We start from the raw sequence: 23,463 nt of genomic DNA, 5'->3' as shown, positions 1-23,463 counted from the left end.
AGACGACATGACCGACCTCCGCACCCGTTTTCAGGACTGGCTGCCGCGACTGGTCCTGTCGCCCTCGCTCGCGGCGGTGCTGGTTTTCGTCTACGGCTTCATCGCCTTCACGCTTTACCTCAGCTTCACCGACTCGCGTATGCTGCCCAGCTATGACTGGGTCGGGCTGGAGAATTATTCCAAGCTCTGGGGCCTGCGGCACTGGCACACGGCCATCGCCAATCTGGGCATCTTTGCGCTGCTCTACATCACGATCTGCACCGCCATCGGCCTGACGCTGGCGATCTTTCTCGACCAGAAGATCCGGGGCGAGGGGCTGTTACGGCCGATCTACCTTTACCCGATGGCGCTCAGCTTCATCGTGACGGGGACGGCGTGGAAATGGTTCCTCGATCCCGGCATCGGGCTGGAACACACCATGCACCTGTGGGGGTGGGAGAGTTTCGAATTCGGCTGGATCAAGGATCGCGACATGGCGATCTACACGGTGGTCATCGCCGCCGTCTGGCAATCCAGCGGCTTTGTCATGGCGATGTTTCTTGCGGGCCTTCGCGGCATCGACAACGAGATACTCAAGGCCGCGCAGATCGACGGCGCGTCGAACTGGAACCTGTATCGGCGCATCGTCATTCCGCTGCTCAGGCCCGCCTTCCTGTCGGCCTTCGTGATCCTGAGCCATTTGGCGGTGAAGTCCTATGACCTCGTGATCGCCCTGACCGGCGGCGGGCCGGGCCGCGCCACCGAACTGCCCGCGACCTTCATGTATTCCTACACCTTCACCCGCAATTCCATGGGCATCGGCGCCGCCTCTGCCGTCATCATGCTGATGACCATCGCCGCGATCATGACGCCCTACCTTTATGCCGAACTGAAGGACAAAGGCTGATGTCCCACGCCACGCAAGACACCGCCGTGCGCACCGGGCGCATCGCGCGGACCTTCATCTACCTTGTCCTGCTGCTGTTCGCGCTGTTCTACCTGCTGCCGTTCTTCGTCATGCTGGCCAACTCGCTAAAGCCCCTGTCCGAGATCACCGGCGGCAACATGATGGCCCTGCCGCAGGATTGGACGATCGCGCCATGGCTGTCGGCGTGGTCCACCGCCCAGATCGGGGTCGAACCCACGGGCCTGCGCCCCTACTTCCTGAACTCGATCCTGATGGTGGTGCCTGCGGTGGCGATCTCGACCGTGATCGGGGCGCTGAACGGCTATATCCTGACGAAATGGCGCTTTCGCGGCGATACGGTCATCTTCGGCCTGATGCTGTTTTCCTGCTTCATCCCGTTCCAGATCGTGCTGATCCCGATGGCGCGGATGCTGGGACTGATGGGGCTGGCCGGGTCCACGCCCGGGCTGGTGCTGGTGCATGTGGTCTACGGCATCGGCTTTGGCACGCTGTATTTCCGCAACTACTACGCCGCCTTCCCCACCGAACTGGTGCGCGCCGCGCAGATCGACGGGGCGGGCTTCTTCCAGATCTTCTGGCGGATCATGCTGCCCGTCTCTGGCCCCATCGCCGTGGTCAACATCATCTGGCAATTCACCAACATCTGGAACGACTTCCTGTTCGGCGCGTCCTTTGCCGATCTGGATTCCATGCCGATGACCGTGGCGCTGAACAACCTCGTCAATTCCTCCACCGGGGTGAAGGAATACAACGTGCATTTCGCAGGCGCGATCCTCGCCGCCCTGCCGACGCTTCTCGTCTACATCGTGGCCGGACGGTATTTCGTGCGTGGCCTGATGGCCGGATCCGTAAAGGGATGAATACCATGGGTTTTCTCGACATCCGCAACGTCACCAAGTCCTACGGCGCGGTCGAAGTGCTGCATCAGGTGGACATTTCCGTGCAAGAGGGCGAGTTCCTCGTGCTCGTCGGCCCTTCGGGCTGTGGCAAGTCCACGCTACTGAACATGATCGCCGGGCTCGAAGGGATCACCAGCGGCGAGATTGCCATCAACGGGCGCGTGGTGAACGCCGTGCACCCGTCGAAACGCAACATCGCCATGGTGTTTCAAAGCTACGCTTTGTACCCGAACATGAGCGTCGCGCAGAACATGACCTTTGGCCTCGAAATGCACGGCGTGCCCAAGCCCGAACGGGACAAGGCGCTGAAGGACGTGGCCGCGCTCCTTCAGATCGAGCCGCTTCTGGACCGCAAGCCGGGGCAACTGTCCGGCGGGCAGCGGCAGCGCGTCGCCATGGGGCGCGCCTTGGTCCGCGATCCGGACGTGTTCCTGTTCGACGAACCGCTCTCGAACCTCGACGCCAAGCTGCGCGTCGACATGCGGACCGAGATCAAAAAGCTGCATGAAAAGCTCAAGACCACCGTCGTCTACGTCACCCATGACCAGATCGAGGCGCTGACCCTGTCCACCCGGATCGCGGTGATGAATGGCGGCTATGTCCAGCAGCTTGGCACCCCGCAAGAGGTCTATGACGACCCGGCAAACGTTTTCGTCGCCAGCTTCATGGGGTCGCCCTCGATGAACCTGATCCCGGCCCGGTTGCGGCTGAACGGGCAGGCTGCGGTCGAGATCGCGGATGGGGCCGGTCAGCCGGTGGCGCTGCCCCTCACCGGCACGCCGGGGGGCGCGCAAGATGGGGATGCCCTGCTGTTCGGCCTGCGCCCCGAGGCGCTGACTGACACCGAAGGCGCGGACCGCCACGCCCGCAATATCGTGACCTTTCGCAACCCTGTCGACGTGGTCGAACCGGCCGGCTCCGATACCTTCGTCACCACGACGCTGGGCGGCAAGGATGCCATCAGCCGCATGCGCGCCGACACCCGCCTGACCCCCGGCCAAACCTGCGATTTCGCCGTGAACATGGACAAGGCCGTGCTGTTCGACCCACGCACGGAGCAGCGCCTCCGTCTCACCTGAGCCGAACCACAGGCCAAACGCCTGCGCCCGCCCTCATACGGCCACGGGCACCAGCCAGACCGGCTGTTCGCTTTCGGCGCTGTCGACCACGGCCTCGACGAATGCCACCCCCTTGAGCCCGTCATAGGCCAAGGGCAGGTTTTGACCCAAGAGACCCGGATCACGCCCGGCGGTACGGGCGCGGATGGCCTCGGCAAAGCCTGCATAGAGGTTGGCAAACGCTTCGAGATAACCTTCGGGATGGCCCGGCGGGGTCCGCATCCGCACCTGTGCATCCATCGACACTTCGTCAGAGCCGCGCTTGATCAGCTGCACCCGACCGCCCAGCGGCTGGTAGACCAACTCGTTCGGCTGCTCCTGAAACCATTGAAACGAGCCCGTCTCGCCAAAGACCCGCAGCCGCACGCCGTTGGAATTCCCCAAGGCCACCTGCGACGACCATAGCAAGCCCCGCGCGCCCCCGTCGTAGCGCATCATCACATGCGCATTGTCATCCAGCGCGCGGCCATCGACAAAGGTGGCCAGATCGGCGGTCAGGCTTTCCAGCGTCAGACCGGTGACGAACCCGGCCAAGTGATAGGCGTGGGTGCCGATATCCCCGATGGAGCCGCCGCGCCCGTTCTTCGTCGGGTCGGTGCGCCATGCGGCCTGCGCATTGCCCTGCTGTTCGATGGCCGTGGCCATCCATTCCAGCGAGTATTCCACCTGCACCGTCCGCACCGCGCCGATCTCTCCGGCGGCGATGCGCACGCGGGCCTCGTGGACCATCGGGTAGCCGGAGTAGGTATAGGTCACACCGACGAACCGGCCCGAGCGGCGCGCCAGCTCTTCCAGCGCGATGGCGTCCTGCAACGTGGCCGTCAGGGGCTTTTCGCAGATGACGTCAAAGCCAGCTTCGATCAGCGCCTTGGCGATCGGGTAATGGGTGAAATTCGGGGTGCAGATGGCGACCGCGTCGACGCGATCGGCGCGCGCCGCCTCGCCCGCGATCAGGGCCTGATAATCGCCATAGGCGCGGGTCTCGTCCAGCCCTTGCGACAGCGCAAAGGCGCGGCCCTTGTCGGGGTCCACATCGAAGGCCCCCGCCACCAGATCCCATTGCCCGTCCAGACGGGCGGCGATGCGGTGGATGTTGCCGATATAGGCCCCCTCCCCGCCGCCAACCATGCCGAGGCGCAGCTTGCGTTCGTAGCTCATTCTCAGTTCTCCAGTCCAAGCATCGCCCGGTTTGCCTGACGGTCCGCGCCGGATTTGACAAAATCGTCAAACGCCCGGTCCGAGACCTTGATGATGTGATCGGCAATGAAGCGCGCACCTTCGGCGGCGCCGTCCTCGGGGTTCTTGATGAAACATTCCCATTCCAGCGTGGCCCAGCCGTCGAACCCATAGGTCGACAGCTTGGTAAAGATTGCGCCGAAATCCACCTGTCCGTCGCCGGGGCTGCGGAACCGCCCGGCCCGTTTCGACCACGGCATGAAGCCGCCATAGGCCCCGGATTTGCCGTCGGGGCGGAACTCGGCATCCTTGACGTGGAACGCCTTGATCCGGTCGTGATAGTGGTCGATGAAGGCCAGGTAATCCAGCGCCTGAAGCACGAAGTGGCTGGGGTCATACATGATATTGGCGCGGGGATGCCCGTCCAGCTTGTCGAGGAAATACTCCCACGAATGGCCGTCATGGACGTCCTCGCTGGGATGGATTTCGAAACAGGCATCCACCCCATGCGCGTCGAAATCGTCGAGGATCGGCCGCCAGCGCGCGGCGAGTTCGGTGAAGGCCTCGTCGATCAGTCCCTCGGGCCATTGCGGATAGGGATAGATATAGGGCCAAAGCAGCGAGCCGGGAAAGGTCGTATGCGTGGTAAGCCCCAGCTTGGCCGAGGCGCGGGCGGCGTAGCGCAGCTGGCGCTCGGCCCAGTCGCGCCGGGCGGTGGGATTGCCGCGCACGGCCTCGGGGGCAAAGCTGTCCATGATCTGGTCATGCGCCGGATGCACCGCCACCAACTGCCCGGTGATATGCGAGGCGAATTCGGTCAGCACCAGCCCCTTGTCCGCCAGCATCCCCTGAAGGTCGTCCAGATAGCTGTCGCTTTCGGCGGCCTGCTGCATGTCGATCAGGCGCGTGTCCCATGTGGGGATCTGCACCCCCTTGAAGCCCTTGGCCACCGCCCAGTCCGCAAGGCTGCCCAGCGAATTGTACGGCGGCTCATCGGCGGCGAATTGCGCGAGGAAGACCGCCGGTCCCTTGATCGTCTTCATGTCACAGGGCCTTGTCCGGGGTCGGCGCATCGTCATAGGCGCCCCAGATCGACTGGTCGAAATTGACGATGGCGCCGGTCATCATGCCGCTGTCGTCGGAGGCCATCCAAAGCACCGCCTTCGCGACCTCGACCGGGTCGAGAATCCGCCCAAAGGGCTTGCCCGCCGCCGCGCGGTCGATAAAGCCCGCATCGCCGGTTTCCGCCTCGATCAGCTTGCGCTCATGGTCGGAATTCATCCAGCCGATCGCCAGTTGGTTGACGTGAATCCGGTTGCGCATCAGCGCGTAGCCCGCATTGCGCGTCAGCGTCGCCAGCGCGCCTTTCGAGGCGGAATAGGGCGCAAGGAACGGCTGGCCCGCATGTTCGGACATCGAGCCGATATTGACGATGCGGCCCTCGATGCCTTCGCGGATCATCACCTTGGCCGCGTCTTGGATCAGGAAGAAGGGCGCGCGGGTGTTGACGGCGAACATGCGGTCGAACAGCTCGGGCGAGGTATCGAGGATATTGCCGCGATCCGTCAGACCGGCGGCATTCACAAGGATATCGACCCGGCCAAAGGCGGCGTCGACCTGCGGGATGAGGGCCTGCACATCGTCGATCACGCCCAAATCGGCGGCGACGACGCGCACATCGGTGCCATGCTCGGCCTTGATCGCATCCGCGACGCGCTGGCCCTTTTCGACGCCGCGCCCGACCAGCACGATGCCCGCCGCACCGGCGGCGGCAAATACCCGCGCGATGGCCGCGCCCAGACCTTGCGTGCCGCCGGTGATCACGGCGACCTTTCCATCGATGCTGTTCATGTCGTCACCTCGTATCCGCTTGCGTCCATGACGCGTTTCAGTTCCTTGCGCCCCTTGATCGCCATCTCAAGCGGCGGGCTGACCTTCGGGTCCTGTTCCGCTTCGATGACGAACCAGCCCTCGTAGCCCGTGTCGGCCAGCGCCCTGACGATGGCCTCGAAATCGAGCGAGCCGTCGCCGGGCACGGTAAAGGCCCCCTTGATCACCGCTTCGAGAAAGCTTTCCCGCGTGCGGTCCAGCCCATCCACCACGGCGCGGCGAATGTCCTTTGTATGCACATGGGTGATCCGGGCGTGGTGATTGTCGATCACCCGGAAATTGTCACCCCCGGCAAAGGCCATGTGGCCTGCGTCGAACAACAGCGACACCGAGGAATGCTTCATCAGCAGGTCAAGTTCGGCCTCGGTTTCCACGACCGCCGCCATGTGGTGGTGATAGGCGATGGGCATCCCCTCGCCCGCGCACCAATCGGCGAAATCGCTGATCTTGCGCCCATAGGCAGCCATCTCGGCCTCGGTCAGGACCGGCTTTTGCGCCAGCGGCGTTTGGCGTTCGCCCTGCACCGACCGCGCCGTTTCGCCATAGACGATGCAAGGCGCGCCCGCCGCCTTGAAGAACGCAAGCTGCTGCGCGATCCGCTCTTTCTCGACCTCGATATCGCCGTCCAGAAGCAGGCCGGAAAACCAGCCGCCACACACAGACATCCCGTGCCGCGCAAGGACCGGCCCCAGTTCGTCCATGTCCATGGGAAAGCGCCGCCCGGTCTCCATCCCGGTCAGGCCCGCCTCGGCGGCCTGTCGCAGGCATTCGTCAAGGCTGACATCGTCGGACAGCTCTGCCAGATCGTCATTCCACCACGCAATCGGCGCGATGCCCAGTTTCGCCTTTGGCATCAGACCCCCCGTCGCTGCTTGGCGCGGAAGGCTTCCTGCCCCTCGCGGGCCTTGCGGATGCTGTCGCGGTCGTTGATCTCGGGCACGCCGACATACCAATCGGCCCCGCCATCGGTCCATTTGTAGGCATCCGAGTTGATCACCAGAACGGTCGTGCGGTCGGTGCCCTGCGCCCAATCCATCGCGTCGCCCAGATCGGCGAGGCTTTCGCAGAACCGCGCCTCGGCCCCCATGGCGCGGGCATGGGCGGCGAAGTCCACGTGTTGCGGGTTGTCCTTGTTCTGGATGCGCGCATCCTTGAGCAGGCAGTTGAACCCCGGCACGCCCATCCCCGTCTGAAGCCGGTTGATGACCCCGAACCCGCCATTGTCGCAGACCACGACGATCATCTTGTGGCCGGTCAAGACCGTCGAGTAGATATCCGAGTTCATCATCATGTAGCTGCCATCGCCGACCATGACGATGGGCACGCCCTTTTGGGTGCCATCGGGCTGGACCTTGGCCATGGCATGGCCCCAGCCCCCGGCGATCTCGTAACCCATGCAGGAAAAGCCGAATTCCAGATCATAGGTGTTGGGCGCCTTCACCCGCCAGTTCTTGGCCGTCTCGCCGGGCAAGCCGCCCGCTGCCGTGACCATGGTATCGTCCACCGTGGCGTGATCGTTCACCACCTTGATGACCTGCGCATAGCTGGGCACCTCGGCGTTGTCGGCGGCCTGCCACGCGTCGAGCCCCTTGTTCCACTCGGCATAAAGCTCCTGCGCGCGGGTCATCTGCGCCGGATCGCAGGCCCAGTCCCCCAGCGCCGCATCCAGCTCAGACAGGCATTCCAGCGCATCGCCCACGACCGGCTGGGCAAAATGCTTGGACGCGTCAAAGCGCGCGGCGTTGATGTTGATGAACGTCGCATCCTTGGCAAAGGTCGTCCACGACCCGGTGGTGAAATCCTGCAAGCGCGTGCCCACGGCAATCACCACATCCGCCGTCTCGGCCATGGCTTTCGCCGCGTCGGTGCCCTCGATCCCCATCGCGCCGGTATAGGCCGGGTGGTCATGGACCACCGCCGCTTTGCCCGCGATGGTCTCGGTAAAGGGGATGCCGCGTTTCACCGCGAACTCCGCCAGCGCCTGACCGGCCCCGGAATAGCGCACGCCACCGCCCGAGATGATGAACGGCGCCTTGGCAGTCTTCAGCAAGGCCACCGCCTTGTCGATCTCGCTGCGCGCGGGGCGCGGGCGCGGGATTTCCCAGACCTTCTCGGCAAAGAACGCCTCGGGATAGTCGTAGGCGATTTCCTGAATATCCTGCGGCAGCCCGATGAAGGCCGGGCCGCAATCGGCGGGGTCCAACATGACGCGCAGCGCATTGGGCAGCGAGGACAGGATCTGCGCCGGATGCACGATCCGGTCCCAATAGCGCGACACCGCCTTGAACCCGTCATTCACCGTGATCGTCGGATCGCCGTAATGCTCGACCTGTTGCAACACCGGGTCCGGCAGGCGGTTGACATAGGTGTCCCCGGCCAGCAGCAACAGCGGCAGGCGGTTGGCATGGGCCGTGCCTGCGGCGGTGATCATATTCGTCGCCCCCGGCCCGACCGAGGAGGTCGCGATCATGATCTGACGGCGCAGTTTCGCCTTGGCAAAGCCCACCGCCGCCAGCGCCATGGACTGCTCGTTCTGGCCGCGCCATGTCGGCAATTGGTCCTGCACCTGTTCCAGCGCCTCGCTGAGGCACGTCACGTTGCCATGGCCGAAGATGCCGAACACGCCCGCGAACAAAGGCACCTTTTCGCCGTCGATCATCGTGAATTGCGCACACAGGTAGCGCACCACAGCCTGCCCCATCGTCAGGCGAATTGTCCCGTCGGCCATGAGCCGTCCTCCCGTCAGATTCTCCTCATTTCAGAAATGTATATTGACAAAGTTTTCATTCCGCAACGATCATTGCACAAATTCCGAGGGAGGATTCCATGTTGAAAATCGCCGTGCTCGGCTGTGGCCGGATTGGCCGCATGCATGCCGAGAACATCCACACCCATCCCCGCGCAACGCTGGCGGGGGTGTTCGATGTGGTCGACGCCGCCGCGCAGGATATTGCCGAAACACTGGGCGTGACCAAGTTCGACAGCGCCGAGGCGGTGCTGGCCTCGACCGAGGTCGACGCGGTGCTGATCGCCACCTCGACGCCCACCCATGCGGACCTGCTCGAAGCGGCCATCGCGGCGGGCAAGCCGGTGCTGTGCGAAAAGCCCATCGACCTGTCGCTGGACCGGGTCAAACTCTGCGCCGAGCGGATCAAGGGCACGGATTTGCCGATCATGCTGGGCTTTGTCCGCCGTTTCGACCGTGGTCATGCGGGCGTCCGGCAGGCGATCGAGGCCGGGCAGATCGGCGAGGTACATCAGGTCACGATCACCTCGCGCGATCCGGGCATGGCCCCCGCCGCCTATATCGAGGTCTCGGGCGGCATTTTCCGCGATATGACGATCCACGATTTCGACATGGCGCGCTTCATCATGGGCGAGGACTTCACCACCGTTTCGGCCATCGGCGCGCGCCTTGTCGACCCCGATCTGATGGCGCGCTGCGACGATTACGACACGGTGACCGTGACCATGACGACCGCCAGCGGCAAGCAATGCGTGATCTCCAATTCGCGCCGCGCCGTCTATGGCTATGACCAGCGGGTCGAGGCCTTTGGCGATGCGGGCATGGCGCTTTCGGAAAATCACCCCGAGCGCACGGTGCGCCTGTTCAACGCAAGCGCCACGGAGAGCCAACCGCCGCTGCTGAACTTTTTCATCGAGCGGTATGCACAGGCTTTCGCCGCCGAAATCGACGCCTTCGTCGATGCGGTCGAGCAGGGCAAGCCCGCCCCCGTCGGCTTTGACGACGGGGCCAAGGCGCTGGTTCTGGCCGAGGCCGCGATCCTGTCGGTCCGCGAAGGACGCCCCGTCAAAGTGGAGGAACTGGCATGACCCTTTACGCCGATTTCGGCTGTTTCATCGGGGGCGGCTGGCAGGCGGGCGGCGCCGATTTGGCGGTCTTCTCTCCGGTATCGGAAAAGCCGCTGGGGACGCTGGCCGCCGCCACCGCCGACGACACCCGCGCCGCCGTCGATGCCGCCGCCGATGCCCTGCCCAAGCTGCGCGACATGGGTGGTTTTGACCGCGCCGATGCGCTGCACAAGGCCGCCGATGCCATGCTGGCGCGCACCGATGACGCCATGCAGATGATCTCGACCGAGACCGGCAAGCCGCTCGCGCAGGCAGGCCGTGAATGGGCGCTCGCCTGCGACCAGTTCCGCTGGTACGCCGAAGAGGCCCGCCGCATCTATGGCCGCATCGTCGAGGCCCGCGTGCCCGGCGGGCGCTTCGAGGTGACGCAGGAGCCGGTCGGCATCGTCGGCGCCTTCACCGCGTGGAACTTCCCCGCCGCGCTGCCCGCCCGCAAGCTGGCCCCGGCGCTGGCTGCGGGATGCCCGGTGGTGCTGCGGCCCTCCTCGCAGACGCCGGGTGTGGCGATGATCATGACCGACTGCCTGCGCGATGTGGGCCTGCCCGAGGGGGCCGTGAACCTTGTCGCAGGCACGACCGCCGCGACCTATGACGTGATCATGGCCGACACGCGCGTCCGCAAGGTGTCGCTCACCGGATCGACCCGCGTCGGTCAGCAGATGATCCGCGACGCCGCCGAGACGGTGAAGAAGGTCTCGATGGAACTGGGCGGCAACGCGCCGTTCATCCTCTATGACGATGCCGATCTGCAGGCGGCGCTGGACGCGGTCGTTCCGACGAAATTCGCAAATTGCGGGCAGGTCTGCGTCACGCCGGACCGCTTCTTTATCCACGAGTCGCTGCATGACGCCTTTGTCGAGGGCTTCGTGACCCGGGCGCGGGCCATCACGCTTGGCGACGGGCTTGCGCCTGCCACGACCATGGGCCCGCTCATCAATGCGCGCCGCCTGTCCGAGATCGACGGCATCGTGCAGGACGCGGTTGCGCAGGGCGCGCGGCTGGAAACCGGCGGTCAACGGGCGGCGGGCTTCAACGAGGGGCATTTCTACGAACCCACCGTGCTGACCCATGTCACCGACGACATGACCGTCTTTGCCGACGAGAATTTCGGCCCCGTCGCGGCGATCACCCGCTTTGCCGACGAGGATGAGGCGCTGAGCCGGGCCAATGCCTCGGATATGGGGCTGGCCGCCTATGCCTTTACCCGCTCGCCGGACCGCGCGCGCCGCACGCAGGCCGCGCTCAAGGCCGGGATGGTGGGCATCAATTCCTTCGCGCTGGCCGCGTCCGAGGTGCCCTTTGGCGGTACGAATTTCTCGGGCATGGGTCGCGAAGGCGGCGTCGAGGGGATTGCCGATTACCTCGACACCAAGCTGACCCAAATGGTCTTTTGAGGGGGGAAGGACATGATCGAGAACAAGGTCAAGGGCCTGTGGGATCAGGGCAAACCGGTGCTGCATGGCTGGCTGTCCATCGCCAGTCCCTTTGTCGCGGAAATCATGGCGGCGCAGGGCTATGACGCGATCAGCATCGACTGGCAACACGGCGCGGTCGATTATTCCGACCTGCTGCCGATGTTTCAGGCGATGCGGGCCAGCGGCGTCACCATCGGTGCGCGCGTGCCGTGGCTGGACCCGGCCGCCATCATGAAGGCGCTGGATGCGGGCGCGATGCAGGTCATCTGCCCGATGATCAACACCCCCGAACAGGCCGCCGAATTCGTCAGCTATCTGCGCTATCCCCCCCTGGGCCAGCGCAGCTTTGGCCCGACGCGGGCGATGTATGCGCAGGGGGCAGGCATCCCGCAGGAGGCCAATGACAAGATCATCGGCTGGGCCATGGTCGAGACGAAACAGGCCATGACCAATCTCGAAGCCATCGCCACCACGCCCGGACTGGACGGCATCTATGTGGGCCCTGCGGATCTGACCTTTTCGCTGCATGATGGCAAATACCCCCCCGGTTTCGACCGCGAGGAACCCGAGATGATCGAGGCGCTTCAACGCATCGTCGCGGTATCGCACGCGCAAGGCATCAAGGCGGCGCTGCATTGCGGCACGCCCGACTATGCCGCGCGCGCGGTCGGCTGGGGCTTTGACATGGTGACGGTGTCCGGCGACACGCGGTTGCTGGCCGGGGCGGCCAAGGCCTCGGTCGATGCGTTCCGAGGGCTGTCGGCGCAGCCGGACAAGACCCCGACCGAAGGGGCCTATTGATGCCACAGGTACTAGTCGCGGGAAAACTGCACCCCGTCGGGCGGGCCGTTCTGGACGGCGCTCCGAACATGTCCGTGCGCTATATCGACGAGATTTCAGAGGAGAGCTACGCCCCCTTCATCGCCGAGGCCGACGCGCTGCTGATCCGCACCCAGCCGCTCAGCGCCGAAACGGTGGCAAAGGCGGACCGCTTGCGCATCGTCTCGCGCCACGGGGTCGGCTATGACGCGGTGGACGTGGCGGCGCTGACCGCGCGGGGCATTCCGCTGGCGGTTTGTGGCGATGTGAACAGCTATTCGGTGGCCGAGCATGCCTGCATGATGATCCTCGCCTGCGCGAAACGCGCAGTGCGGGCCGACGCATCGGTGCGCCAAGGCCCGTGGGGCTGGCGCAACACGCTCGAATCCCAAGACCTACGCGGGCGCTGCCTGCTGATCGCGGGCTTTGGCCGGATCGGGCGGCACGTGGCGCAGATGATGGCGGGCTTCGGCATGGACATCCGCGCATATGATCCGTGGCTGTCACGGCACGGCTGGCCCGACGGGCCGGTCGCCGCGATGGACGATCTGGCCGAGGCGCTGGCCTGGGCCGATGTCGTCTCGATCAGCGCGCCCAAGGGCGAGCGCCCGCTGATCGGCGCGCCCGAACTGGCGATGATGAAACCCGGCGCGATCCTCGTGAACACCGCACGCGGCGGCATCGTCGATGAGACCGCGCTGGCAGACGCCCTGCGCAGCGGCCATCTTGGCGCCGCCGGGCTGGATGTGTTCGAGCAGGAACCCCCTGCCCCGGACCACCCGTTGCTGCAATTCGACCAGCTGATCCTGTCCCCGCATATCGCGGGCGTGACCGAGGGCGCGGCGGAACGCATGGCCATCGGCTCGGCCCAGAACATCCTCGATTTCCTGTCCGGGACGCTGGACCCGGACCTGATCGTCAACAGGACCCAGATATGAAACCGACCCTGACCATCGGCCTGATCGGATCGGGCTTCATGGGCAAGGCCCATGCCTTTGGCTATGCCACCGCCGAGAAAGTCTTTGACCTGCCCTACCGGCTGGCCTTCCACACGCTGGCCGACGCGACCATGCCCTTGGCCGAACGCGCCGCCAGCGCCTTTGGCTTTGCCCATGCGACCGACGATTGGCGCGCGATGGTCGCAAACCCCGAGATCGACGTCATCAACATCACCGCCCCAAATGCCCTGCACAAGGAGATGGCGCTGGCCTCCATCGCCGCCGGGAAACACGTCTATTGCGAGAAACCGCTGGCCCCCTTGGCCAGCGACGCGCGCGCGATGGCCGAGGCGGCAGAGCGCGCCGGGGTGACAACGCAGGTCGGCTTCAACTATCTCTGCAACCCGATGCTGCGGCTGGCGCGCGACATGATTGCCGGTGGCGAGCTGGGCGAGATCCGTGGCTATCGCGGCCTGCATGCCGAGGATTACATGGCCGACGCCACCGCCCCGTTTACCTTTCGCCACGATCCGGCGGGGGGCGGCGCGCTGGCTGACATTGGCAGCCACGCGCTTGCCACGGCGGAATTCCTGCTGGGGCCGATCACCCGCGTCATGGGCGATTGCGTGACGATGATCGGCACCCGCCCCGACGGCCAAGGCGGCACCCGCGCGGTCGAGGTCGACGATGTGGGCCGCGCCTTTCTTCGGTTTGAAAACGGTGCCACCGGGTCGATCGAAGGCAACTGGATCGCCACGGGCCGCAAGATGCAGCACGATTTCGAGGTCTACGGAACGCGCGGCGCGCTGTGTTTTTCGCAGGAACGCTTCAACGAGCTGCATTTCTACAGCACCGGGGACGCCCCCGGCAGGCAAGGCTTTCGCCGGATCGAGGCCGCGCCGGATCACGCGCCTTATGGGCGGTTCTGCGTCGCGCCGGGGCACCAGATCGGCTTCAACGATCTCAAGGCAATCGAGGCGGCGGGCTTTCTGGACGCGGTGGCGGGCAACACGCCCGAGCCGTTCAACTTTCGCGCGGGCGCGCGCATCCAGCACCTTGTCGAGACGATCCAGTCCTCGTCCCGCGCGGCGGCTTGGAAAGACGTCTGACACCGGGCTTCGCGCCCTGCTTCCAGACAAGGCGACACCAAAAATTGCAGAAATTCTCGAAACGGAATAGAATTTGCCGGAGTTCCAATCAATATGGAACCTGCGAGGCTGCGAGGGATCGATGGACAGAGCGGAACAGAAGCCACCGGAAGATTACGAGGCGTTGATCCGCCTGATTCATGAACGTTTCGACGGCATGAGCAAGACCTATCAACTGATTGCCGAGTATCTGACCCAGAATCCGAACGACGTTGCGGTGTTGGCGGTGAACGCCATGGGCCAGCAATGCGGCATTCACCCGTCAAGCTTCGTGCGCTTCGCCCAGAGTCTGGGATATTCGGGCTTCAAGGATTTGCAATCGCTGTATCAGCGCCGGTTGACCACCGCCGCCCCCGGCTTCGAGGCCCGCAAGAAGGCGCTCGAAGGCGAGTTGTCGCTGCGCGACGGCGAATCCGAATTGAATGTCCTGCGCGACCTCGTGGTGCGCGACATCGCATCGCTGCAAGACCTGCTGGACAAGGTCGATGCCGCCGATTTCAGCCGGGCCGCCCAGATGATCGAAGAGGCGCGCACGGTCTACCTTGCAGGGCAGCTTCGGTCCGAGCCGATCGTGATCCTGCTGCGCTACATCCTGACGATGCTGGGCCGCCCCTGCGTCTTGCTGGATTCCAGCGGTGGGCTGGCCACCCATGTCGCGCGCACCATGACATCGGAGGATCTGCTGATCGCGGTCTCGTTCCGGTTCTACGCCAACGAGGTGGTCAACATCGTCGAAGAGGCGTCCAAGGCCGCGGTGCCGATCATCGCGATTTCCGACAGCAGCCTGTCCCCCTTGGCCAAACCCGCCGCCTTGCTCTTTACCGTGGCCGAGCACGAATACACGTTTTCACGCTCGCTCGCCGCGCCCATGTGCCTGGCACAGGGGTTGATGGTGGCCTTGGCCGCGCGGTTGCAAAAGGACGACACGGAACCGCGCATCCCCTTCGTCACGGCCCGGCCCTAGCGGCTGGGTCACCGTTCCACGGGCAAGCCGGACGGCACCGAGGCGGGGATGCCCATACGGCCCCCGGCGCGCGCCACCGGGTCCTCCAGCGTCGACAGAAACGCGACCAGCGCGTCCAGATCATCAGGGTCCAGCGCCCCGCGCATCTGCGAGGCCGCAGCGATGGCCGTGAAATCCGCCCCGTCGGCGCCCGGTGCCAGATCGGGTTTCGGCCCCTCCAGCGGCACCAGCACCGCGTCGCCCAGATCGTACTGCGCCAGCGCCTCCCCACCCGAGCCATGCTGCGCCAGATAGGCCCGCAGGTCGCGCACCGCCCCCGCATGGCCATAGGGCGCGGTCAACGTCACGTTGCGCAGCGACGGCGTCCGAAAGGCATAGGCATCCTCCGCGCGTCCCGTCACGCGCATCCGCCCGGTGTCGCGCTGGTGGCTTTCAAAGCGCTCGCTCTTGCCCGGACCGATCTGCGCGTCACCCATGGCATGAAACCGCATATCCGTCAGCAGCGGGCCGGAATGGCAGGTCGCGCAGCCCGCCTCTCCGTAGAACAAAAGCGCCCCGGCCTGTGCCTCCGGCGGCAAGGGAGCCTCGGCGCGCAGGGCCGCATCGAAGGGGCTCGTGTCGGACCGGAAATCGAAGGTCATATAGGCGGCGATGGCATTGGAGATATCGGTGAAATTCAGCGCCCGCCCCTGCGCCACCTCCGGGTAGACCCGTTCGAACCGCTCTTGATACTCGGGAATGGCCGCGATGCGCGCAGAGATCGCCGCCCATGCGCCATCCTCCCCGGTCAGCCGCCCTTGCCGCACCAGCCGCGAGATCTCGTTCTCTTGGTAATGCCCGGCCATCTCGTCCGGGGACAGCACCGGGAACATGGTCTGGGCCGACAGAAGCGAGGCGAAACCCGCCACCATGTCATCCTCCAGCGGGGTGCGAAAGCCGGTCGGGCGGGTCGGATCGCGCTCGATCCGGCCATCGTGAAACATCACGGTAAAGCCCTCCGCCCCCACGTTCCACAGCGCCGGGGCGTTGCGCGGGATGCGCTGTTCGGGCAGGTTCGACGGGTCGGCGCGGCGGTCGGGGCCAAGGCCGGTGCCGCCCTCGCCCATGCCCAGCGACAGCCCGTCCGAGGTGCCAAAGCGCGGGTGGTGGCAGGTGGCGCAGGAAATGTTGCGGTTGCCCGACAGCTCCGCATCCCAGAACAGCAATTGCCCCAGCGCGACCTCTTCGGCCGGATGCTCTGGGAAATCCGCATCCGTCAGCGGCGGCGGCAGATCCTGCGCCGCCAGCGGCGCGGCCAGAACCGCAAGCAGGACAAGGTGTTTCATGGCTCCCCTCCGGTGCGGGTGATCCGCACGCTTGCATCGGCCGCGACACGCTGCCAGTCGCCGGTCTGCCCATCGGGCCAGATCACGCGCAGCTCCGCCTGCTCGGCCGCACCCAGCCCGAAATGCTCGGGTCCCAGCGTGCCCGAGGCATGACCGCCGCCCGAGGTGATCTCGCGCGTTTGCAGCCTGTCGCCGCTGCGCACCTCGATGAAGGCGCCGATGGCGCGGGTATTCGGCCCGGGCTGCCGCAGGTCCACGGCCAGCCAATGCCCCGCGCCCTCGGTCACGTTTTGCCAGACCTCCAGCGGCGCGCGCCGGTTGTTGACCACGAGGTCCAGCAACCCGTCGCCGTCGAAATCCACCAGCGCCGCGCCGCGCGCCCGCGCCACAGACCCGACCCCCGCCGTATCGCCACGCTCCACGAACCGCCCGTCGGTCTGCTGCATCAGCAGGTTGTTCGGATCGGCCATGGCGTTGGAGGGCATCTGGTCGACATTGCCCTTGGCGATGAACAGATCGTCGCGCCCGTCATTGTCCACGTCGCCCCATTGCGCCTGCCAGCCGGTCGAGGGCCGACCGTCATCGCCCATGTAAGGGGTCGTCGCATAGGTGCCCATGTCATAGGGCGCAGGCTCCATCACGCCCTGCCCCCGGTTCAGCATCAGCGGCTGATCCCCCATCGAGGTCAGCGCCACCTCGGGCAGACCGTCACCTGTGATGTCCCGGCTGGCGATGCCCATCCCCCAAAGCTTCATCGTGGGCCAGCCATCCGCCTCGGTATATTCCCGCAGCGGGTCCAGCGCGAACATCTGCTCGCGCCCGTTGCTGACGTAATATTGACGGTCGTTCGAGATGCGCAACTCGGGGCGCCCATCGCGTTTCCAGTCAGAGATCAGCATGGACAGCGCGCAAAAGCCCGGCTCCAGCGGCTGGCGCGGGCCAAAGGCGCGACCCGCGGGGCGCATCAGGTGATTGACGTCGCAGGCCTCGAACGGGCCGTCCGGGTCGGTCTCGTCCACGTAATTGCCAAAGACGAAGGTCGGCCAGTCCTGCCCCGCCTCGAATGTGGCGGAAAAGGCGGTGGTCCATTCCGTGCCGCCGTCGAAATTCCACGCGGCGGGGGCCGGGGTGAACTGGCAGGTGCCGTCGCCGCGCAGCAACAGGTTCTCGCCCGCGCGCAAAACGACGAGGTCCAGCAGGTCGTCGCCATCCACGTCGAAGGGATAGGCGCCGGTGGTTTCCACGATCTCCGGGAAAGCGGCGGTCTCGAAGGACACCGCGCCCTCATCCGAGGTGTTGCGCAGCAGCAGCGCGGGCGCGCTGCCCCCGGCGGCGAACAGGTCGGGCCGGGCGTCGCCGTCACAGTCGAACACCGCCACCCCGCCGCCGACGAAATGCGTCCAACCGCCGGAATATTCATGCGCGACGGGCAAGGACACCGGGGCAAAGGCCACATCGGCCCGGGCGCTGCCGCCCGTGCCAAGCATGTGAAAGGTCAGCAGAACTGCCAGCAGACGCGACATCACGCCGCCAGATGCGCCGGTTTCTTGCCGAGGATGATCATGCCGAGAATGTCGTCATCCGTCACCTCGTCCACGTTCACCGTGCCCACCAATTCGCCATTCTTCATGACGCTGGCGCGGTCGCACAGCTTCATCACGTTGTGGATGTCATGTTCGATCAGGAAGATGCCAAGGCCCTGCGCCTTCAACTCGCTGATCAGTTCCGCCACCATCTGCGTCTCATGCGGACCCAGCGCGGCGGTGGGTTCGTCCATGATCAGGATGCGGGCGTTGAAATACACCGCGCGGGCGATGGCGACGGATTGGCGCTGACCGCCCGACAGCGCCGAGACCGGCACGTTGAACTTCTTGAAGTTGGGATTGAGCCGACCCATGATCTTGCGGGTCTCCGCCTCCATCTTGGCATCGTCGACCAGCCCGTTCTTCACCAGTTCGCGCCCGAGGAACAGGTTCGACGCCGCATCGAGATTGTCGGCCAGCGCCAGCGTCTGGTAGATCGTCTCGATATTGTGGGCGCGGGCGTCGCGCGGGTTCTCGATCGTGGCTTTCTTGCCGTTGATGCGGATCTCGCCGGCGTCCATCTGGTAGGCGCCCGACAGGATCTTGATCAGCGTCGACTTGCCCGCGCCATTATGGCCCAGCAGGCCCACGACTTCGCCCGGGTAGAGGTCGATGGACACGTGGTCCACCGCCTTGATGCCACCGAAAGAGATCGAGACGTCCTTCATCTCGACGAGGGGTGTCTGTCCGTTGCGGTTCATTTCGTGATCCCCATGCGCTTGCGATAGATGATGTCGACCCAGACGGCGATGATCAGCACGAGGCCCACGATGATGTTCTGAAACGGCGTGTCGACCCCGACCATCGCCATGCCCGATTGCAGGCTTTGCATGATCAGCGCGCCCAGCACGGCGCCGTAGATCGTGCCCACGCCGCCCGAAAGCGCCGTGCCGCCGATGACCGCCGCAGCGATCACGCGCAACTCTTCGAGCATGCCGATATCGTTGCCGTGGCTTTGCAGGCGGGCCTGCGCGATCAAGGCCGCGAGGCCGCACAGAAAGCCCATCAGCGCAAAGATCTTGACGTTCAGCAGGCGGGTGTTGATGCCGGACAGCTCGGCCGCATCCGGGTTACCGCCCGCCGCAAAGATGTAGCGGCCAAACCGGGTCTTGCGGGCCACGACGGTCATGACGACCGCCACGAGGATCAGGATCAGCACCGAAATCGGCAGGCCATGCATGGCGGTGTAGCCCTCGGGCACGGTCTCGCCGCGCGCCTCGAACATGCGGCGCAGCTTCGATGGCGGGATGGGGTAGCGCGACAGCCATGTGACGAACATCATGATCGCGGCCACGATCACCGCCATCATGGCGGTCTCGGCCCACATCGGCTTGACGGTGAAGCCATGGCCGACCTTGTTCTTGCGGGCGGCGAGGATGACCAGCACCGCAACGACGGAGGCCGCAACCCCCAAGGCGTAGCTGACCGGCGCGCCAAGGACGCCTTCGGTGCCGCCGAACATCAGCAGGTTCGGATCGGTCAGCGAAACGGATTGGCCATTGGTGGTGAACCAGTTCACGTTGCGCCAGATGAACAGCCCGCCCAGCGTCACGATGAACGAGGGGATGCCCTGATAGCCGACGAGCCAGCCGGTCGCCGCCCCCATCAAGGTGCCCGCGCCAAGACCGATCAGGATCGTCAGGATCAGGATCAGCGGATTGCCGTATTCAAGGCCAAGCAGCGACGGCAGCCAATAGGCCTGCATCATCGCCATCACGGCCGAGCACATCGCCAGCATGGAACCGACGGACAGGTCGATGTGACGGGAGACGATCACGAAGACCATGCCGCAGGCCATGATCGCAACGGGCACCGTCTGCACGGTGATGTTGAAGATGTTGCGCGGGATCAGGAACGTCCCGCCCGTCCAGATGGTAAAGATCACGGCAATCGCGAAGAAGGCAACCAGCATCCCGAGCAGCCGGATATCCAGTTCCAGCACGTCGATCAGGCTGCGCTTCGTCGCCGAGTGGCCCGGTGCCTGCGCGGTGTCAGTCATTTATGAATCCTCCCTCGGGCGTGGCCTTGGCCCCGCGCCCGTTCTCCCTTTGAACGATGCCCGGGACACACCCGGGCATCGTCGCTGTCATCGTGACGAGACGGTTACTCGCAGACGGCTACGCCGGAAACGCCAGCGCAGAGGGCCTCCTTGGAGATCCAACCGGCTTCGAGCACGAGGTTCAGATTGTCCTTGGTGATCGGCTGCGGGGCCAGCAGGGTGGCGGTCAGGGTCTTGCCGCTGGGCGAGGTAAAGGTGCCCGCGCCCTCGACATCGGCCATCGCGGTGCCAGAGGCCAGCGCCACGGCGATCTCGCCCGCTGCCTTGCCAAGCGCACGGCTGTCCTTCCACACCGACACGGTCTGGGTGCCCAGAGCCACGCGGTTCAGCGCGGCCATGTCGCCATCCTGACCGGAGACCGGGATACCTTCCATGCCCTGCGCGGTCAGCGCCGCGACCACACCACCGGCGGTGCCGTCGTTGGAGGCCACGACCGCATCGACGCCGTTGTTGGTCTGGGTCAGGATCTGCTCCATGTTCTTCTGCGCGTTGGCGGGCTGCCAGTCATCAGTGTAGGACTCGCCCACGATCTCGATGTCACCGGCGTCGATGGCCGCCTGCAGGACTTCTTGCTGACCGCCGCGCAGGAAGTCTGCGTTCGGATCGACGGGCGAGCCCTTGATCATGACATAGCGGCCCTTCGGCTGGGCCTTGAGGACTTCGCGCGCCTGCATGCGACCAACCTCGACGTTGTCGAAGGTCAGGTAATAGGCGCGGGGATCGTCGATCATCCGGTCATAGCCAACCACGGGGATGCCCGCATCCTCGGCCGCATCCAGAGCCGGCCCGATCGAGGCGGAGTCCTGCGCCAGAATGATCAGCGAGTTGCACCCTTGGGTGATCATGCCTTCGATATCGGCCAGCTGCTTGGTCGCCGAGGTCTGCGCGTCAGCCGAGATGTATTCTGCATTGGCCGCATCCAGCGCGCCCTTGATGGCGGCCTCGTCCGTCTTCCAGCGCTCTTCGCGGAAGTTCGACCAGCTGACGCAGACCTTCAGATCTTCGGCGGCAACGGACGTTGCCAGAGTTGCGATCGCGACACTCGCGAACAGGATCGTCTTTTTCATGTAATTCCTCCCTGGAACCAAGGGCCCCTCCGGCCCTTCAGGCGAATATCGCCTGCTCTTTCATCCCCGATTCATGGGTTGTTGTCAATTTTTGATTTGCTGCAATTTACGTTGCAACTCATGTCGCAACTGCGTTTCCATCCAAACCCGTCATTCGGACAGGTTGGATGACGGGGCTGCAACCCCTCTTGATGACCGTTTTGCCAGTTTGATCTTGGGCAATAGGCTCTGACAAGGCGTTTGTGACCTGTCGGCCCACCTGTGGCCGGGGTGTGACCCCAAGGGCTGCACCGTGCCGGTGGGCTCAGTGCGTTGCGGGATGGTCGGCCCGGCGCGGCGCCGTGCGGGTCAGCACCTCCATGAAGGCCGTGGCCGCCGGGGACAGCGACCGCCCCGGTTGCCGCACCAGCCCGATCCGGCGCCGGATGCCGAAGTCGCGGATTTCGCGCCGGACAAGCCGATCCGAGGGCAAGACCGCAAGCGCCAGTTCGGGCAGCGCGGTCACGCCCAGCCCCGCCGCCACGAAGGCACCCGCCGTGGCCAGATGCGCCACCTCGAAGCGCGGCGACAGCGGACGGCCCAGCCGCAGGCAGGCGCTGTCCAGAAGCTCGCGCACCGACGTGCCCCGTGCCATGGCGATGAACGGCATCTCGACCAGTTCGGCCCAGTCATAGGCCCGGTCCTCGGCCAGCGGACCATCCGCCGCGCCGATTGCCAGAAACGCGTCCTCGGTGACCGGCTGGAAGGCCAGCCGCGACCGCGCCGACCCGGTCCCGGCGGTGAACCCGATCTCGGCCCGCCCGGATTCGACCACGTCGATCACGCTGTCGGACAGGGCGTCGATGATCTTCAGGTCGATTTCGGGATGGGCCACGGCGAAGCGGCGCAGGATGCCCGGCAGCAGCGCGGCGGTGACAGAGGGCAGGCCCGCAATCGTCAGATGCCCGCGCCGCGCCGACAGATGCGCGTCGAATTCGGCCTGCGCGTCCTCGGCGGTGTTGACCATGCGCTCGGCGATCCCGGCCAGCACCGCGCCGCTGGCGGTTAGGGCGACGTTGCGCGTATCCCGGTCGAACAGCCGCGTGCCCAGCCGCGTCTCCAGCGCCGAGACCTGCCGCGACAGCGCAGAGGGCGACAGCTTCAGCGCCTCGGCGGCGCTGCGGAACGTGCCGGTCTGCTTGAGGACAAGAATGGCGTGATAATCCGCCAGAGATATATTATTGCGATTCATGCATCAATTATGCAGACATTGTCTATTTTCGCAACAGACGCCATGGCGCACCATGGTCGCGATCCGCAAGGACATGTCAGGGAGGACACCATGAAACATACGCTCGCCGCGCTTTTGGGCGCGACCCTTCTCGCTTCGCCGCTGGCCGCGCAGGAAACAGACCTGCTGATCGGCTCGACCTCGGCCTCGTCCAGCCATTACGGCTATTTCGTCGCCGTCGGCCAGCTCATCAACGAGAATGTCGAGGGGCTGAAGGCCTCGGTCGTCGAGACCGGCGCGACGCTCGACAACATCCGCCGCATGGCGCGCGGACAGATCGACCTCGGGCTGGTGACGACCAATGCCGTGCAACATGCGGTGGCGGGGACCAATGCCTTTGACGGCAACCCGCAGGACCTGCGCCTGCTCTGGGTCTACACCAACGCGCCGCAAAACGTCATCGTGCGCGCCGATAGCGGTGCCGAAAGCCTCGCCGATCTGGCGGGCAAGCGGTTCAACCCCGGCATCAAGGGCGGCTCGACCGAGGCCACGACCGAGGCGGTGTTCGCCACGCTCGGCCTGTCCGCCGACTATGTGCGCGGCTCGACCACCGACATCGTCGGCGCGATCAAGGACAACCGCGTGGCGGGCTACGTCAAATCCGGCTCGGGGACAAAACTGGACGGCTCGACCATGGACATCGCCGTGGCGACCGACATCAAGGTGCTGGGCCTGTCGCCCGAGCAGGCCGACAAGCTGCGCAGCGACATGCCCGACATCTCGGTCGTCGAAATCCCCGAAGGCGCGGCTGACGGAATTCCCGCCTACAGCACATGGGCCTTTGGCGTCGGCGTCGCTGCCCCCGCCAGCATGGATGACGAAACCGCCTACCAGATCGTCGCGGCGATCATGGCCGACGACTCGGCACAGGCCAATGCCATGGCCAGCCTCAAAGGCGCCGATCTGGCGCAGATGACGCTGGATTACGGCACCGTGCCGCTGCATCCCGGCGCGCTGCGCTGGTTCGAGGAACAGGGCATGGATGTCCCGGCCAAGCTGAAGGCCGACTGAC

At 65.3% G+C, this 23,463-nt stretch carries 21 protein-coding genes; 10 read left to right on the top strand and 11 right to left on the bottom strand.

Going from position 1 to position 23,463, the window contains the following annotated elements:
• Positions 1–7 precede the first annotated feature (7 nt).
• The 3 genes from D8Z78_RS19745 to D8Z78_RS19735 are packed head-to-tail and all read left to right on the top strand — an operon-like array spanning position 8 to position 2,885.
• A complete protein-coding gene (locus tag D8Z78_RS19745) occupies positions 8–886 on the top strand; it encodes a carbohydrate ABC transporter permease (RefSeq protein ID WP_121631928.1) in 879 nt (292 codons plus the stop codon).
• Positions 886–1,767: a carbohydrate ABC transporter permease gene (locus D8Z78_RS19740; RefSeq protein ID WP_121631927.1), complete on the top strand. Its 882-nt coding sequence runs from the start codon at positions 886–888 to the stop codon at positions 1,765–1,767. Before D8Z78_RS19745 ends, D8Z78_RS19740 begins: the two co-directional genes overlap by 1 nt.
• A 5-nt stretch (positions 1,768–1,772) precedes the next feature.
• Complete coding sequence (locus D8Z78_RS19735) at positions 1,773–2,885, top strand: ABC transporter ATP-binding protein (RefSeq protein ID WP_121631926.1); 1,113 nt, start codon at positions 1,773–1,775, stop codon at positions 2,883–2,885.
• Between the two features lie 33 nt (positions 2,886–2,918).
• Here the strand turns inward: D8Z78_RS19735 and D8Z78_RS19730 are convergent, their stop codons facing one another.
• The 5 genes from D8Z78_RS19730 to iolD are packed head-to-tail and all read right to left on the bottom strand — an operon-like array spanning position 2,919 to position 8,718.
• Positions 2,919–4,052, bottom strand: coding sequence for a Gfo/Idh/MocA family protein (locus D8Z78_RS19730; protein ID WP_121631980.1), 1,134 nt, complete (start codon positions 4,050–4,052; stop codon positions 2,919–2,921).
• A gap of 32 nt (positions 4,053–4,084) precedes the next feature.
• On the bottom strand, positions 4,085–5,143 hold the full coding sequence (locus tag D8Z78_RS19725; RefSeq protein ID WP_121631925.1) for a sugar phosphate isomerase/epimerase family protein: 1,059 nt from the start codon (positions 5,141–5,143) through the stop codon (positions 4,085–4,087).
• A 1-nt stretch (position 5,144) separates the two neighbouring features.
• A complete protein-coding gene (locus tag D8Z78_RS19720; protein ID WP_121631924.1) occupies positions 5,145–5,951 on the bottom strand; it encodes an SDR family oxidoreductase in 807 nt (268 codons plus the stop codon).
• Positions 5,948–6,844: a myo-inosose-2 dehydratase gene (iolE, locus tag D8Z78_RS19715; RefSeq protein ID WP_121631923.1), complete on the bottom strand. Its 897-nt coding sequence runs from the start codon at positions 6,842–6,844 to the stop codon at positions 5,948–5,950. The genes D8Z78_RS19720 and iolE overlap by 4 nt, the downstream gene beginning before the upstream one ends.
• Positions 6,844–8,718 carry a 3D-(3,5/4)-trihydroxycyclohexane-1,2-dione acylhydrolase (decyclizing) gene (gene iolD / locus D8Z78_RS19710; protein WP_121631922.1) on the bottom strand — a complete coding sequence of 625 codons (1,875 nt, stop codon included), beginning with the start codon at positions 8,716–8,718 and terminating at the stop codon, positions 6,844–6,846. The genes iolE and iolD overlap by 1 nt, the downstream gene beginning before the upstream one ends.
• A gap of 98 nt (positions 8,719–8,816) precedes the next feature.
• On the opposite strand from iolD, the gene iolG reads away from it, so the two are divergent.
• From iolG to D8Z78_RS19680, 6 genes are all read left to right on the top strand, one after another.
• Positions 8,817–9,824: an inositol 2-dehydrogenase gene (gene iolG / locus D8Z78_RS19705; protein WP_121631921.1), complete on the top strand. Its 1,008-nt coding sequence runs from the start codon at positions 8,817–8,819 to the stop codon at positions 9,822–9,824.
• Positions 9,821–11,257: an NAD-dependent succinate-semialdehyde dehydrogenase gene (locus tag D8Z78_RS19700; protein ID WP_121631920.1), complete on the top strand. Its 1,437-nt coding sequence runs from the start codon at positions 9,821–9,823 to the stop codon at positions 11,255–11,257. Before iolG ends, D8Z78_RS19700 begins: the two co-directional genes overlap by 4 nt.
• A gap of 12 nt (positions 11,258–11,269) precedes the next feature.
• Positions 11,270–12,079 carry an HpcH/HpaI aldolase family protein gene (locus D8Z78_RS19695; RefSeq protein WP_121631919.1) on the top strand — a complete coding sequence of 270 codons (810 nt, stop codon included), beginning with the start codon at positions 11,270–11,272 and terminating at the stop codon, positions 12,077–12,079.
• The gene (locus D8Z78_RS19690; RefSeq protein WP_121631918.1) at positions 12,079–13,035 is read left to right on the top strand and encodes a hydroxyacid dehydrogenase; all 957 of its coding nucleotides are present in this window, start codon (positions 12,079–12,081) and stop codon (positions 13,033–13,035) included. The genes D8Z78_RS19695 and D8Z78_RS19690 overlap by 1 nt, the downstream gene beginning before the upstream one ends.
• Positions 13,032–14,144 carry a Gfo/Idh/MocA family protein gene (locus D8Z78_RS19685; RefSeq protein WP_121631917.1) on the top strand — a complete coding sequence of 371 codons (1,113 nt, stop codon included), beginning with the start codon at positions 13,032–13,034 and terminating at the stop codon, positions 14,142–14,144. Before D8Z78_RS19690 ends, D8Z78_RS19685 begins: the two co-directional genes overlap by 4 nt.
• A gap of 121 nt (positions 14,145–14,265) precedes the next feature.
• Complete coding sequence (locus tag D8Z78_RS19680) at positions 14,266–15,147, top strand: MurR/RpiR family transcriptional regulator (RefSeq protein WP_121631916.1); 882 nt, start codon at positions 14,266–14,268, stop codon at positions 15,145–15,147.
• Positions 15,148–15,155: 8 nt separating this feature from the next.
• Here the strand turns inward: D8Z78_RS19680 and D8Z78_RS19675 are convergent, their stop codons facing one another.
• The 6 genes from D8Z78_RS19675 to D8Z78_RS19650 all read right to left on the bottom strand — a co-directional run bounded on the left by D8Z78_RS19675 (position 15,156) and on the right by D8Z78_RS19650 (position 22,412).
• Entirely contained in the window at positions 15,156–16,472 is a 1,317-nt protein-coding gene (locus D8Z78_RS19675; protein ID WP_121631915.1) for a cytochrome-c peroxidase, read from the bottom strand.
• Complete coding sequence (locus D8Z78_RS19670; protein ID WP_121631914.1) at positions 16,469–17,995, bottom strand: CRTAC1 family protein; 1,527 nt, start codon at positions 17,993–17,995, stop codon at positions 16,469–16,471. Before D8Z78_RS19670 ends, D8Z78_RS19675 begins: the two co-directional genes overlap by 4 nt.
• Positions 17,995–18,756 carry an ATP-binding cassette domain-containing protein gene (locus tag D8Z78_RS19665; protein ID WP_121631913.1) on the bottom strand — a complete coding sequence of 254 codons (762 nt, stop codon included), beginning with the start codon at positions 18,754–18,756 and terminating at the stop codon, positions 17,995–17,997. Before D8Z78_RS19665 ends, D8Z78_RS19670 begins: the two co-directional genes overlap by 1 nt.
• Positions 18,753–20,054, bottom strand: coding sequence for a sugar ABC transporter permease (locus D8Z78_RS19660; RefSeq protein WP_121631912.1), 1,302 nt, complete (start codon positions 20,052–20,054; stop codon positions 18,753–18,755). The genes D8Z78_RS19665 and D8Z78_RS19660 overlap by 4 nt, the downstream gene beginning before the upstream one ends.
• Positions 20,055–20,158: 104 nt before the next feature.
• On the bottom strand, positions 20,159–21,181 hold the full coding sequence (xylF, locus tag D8Z78_RS19655; RefSeq protein WP_121631911.1) for a D-xylose ABC transporter substrate-binding protein: 1,023 nt from the start codon (positions 21,179–21,181) through the stop codon (positions 20,159–20,161).
• Between the two features lie 304 nt (positions 21,182–21,485).
• The gene (locus tag D8Z78_RS19650; protein WP_121631910.1) at positions 21,486–22,412 is read right to left on the bottom strand and encodes a LysR family transcriptional regulator; all 927 of its coding nucleotides are present in this window, start codon (positions 22,410–22,412) and stop codon (positions 21,486–21,488) included.
• 90 nt (positions 22,413–22,502) lie between these two features.
• Between D8Z78_RS19650 and D8Z78_RS19645 the strand changes: the two genes are divergently transcribed.
• Positions 22,503–23,462, top strand: a complete 960-nt coding sequence (locus D8Z78_RS19645) for a TAXI family TRAP transporter solute-binding subunit (RefSeq protein WP_121631978.1) — start codon at positions 22,503–22,505, stop codon at positions 23,460–23,462.
• Position 23,463 lies beyond the last annotated feature (1 nt).

This window comes from Tropicibacter alexandrii, from assembly GCF_003667315.2.
In the GTDB taxonomy this organism is placed as follows: Bacteria; Pseudomonadota; Alphaproteobacteria; order Rhodobacterales; family Rhodobacteraceae; genus Tropicibacter; species Tropicibacter alexandrii.
Note: the sequence above shows the minus strand (reverse complement) of the source record. Positions and strands in the feature narration are given on the sequence as shown.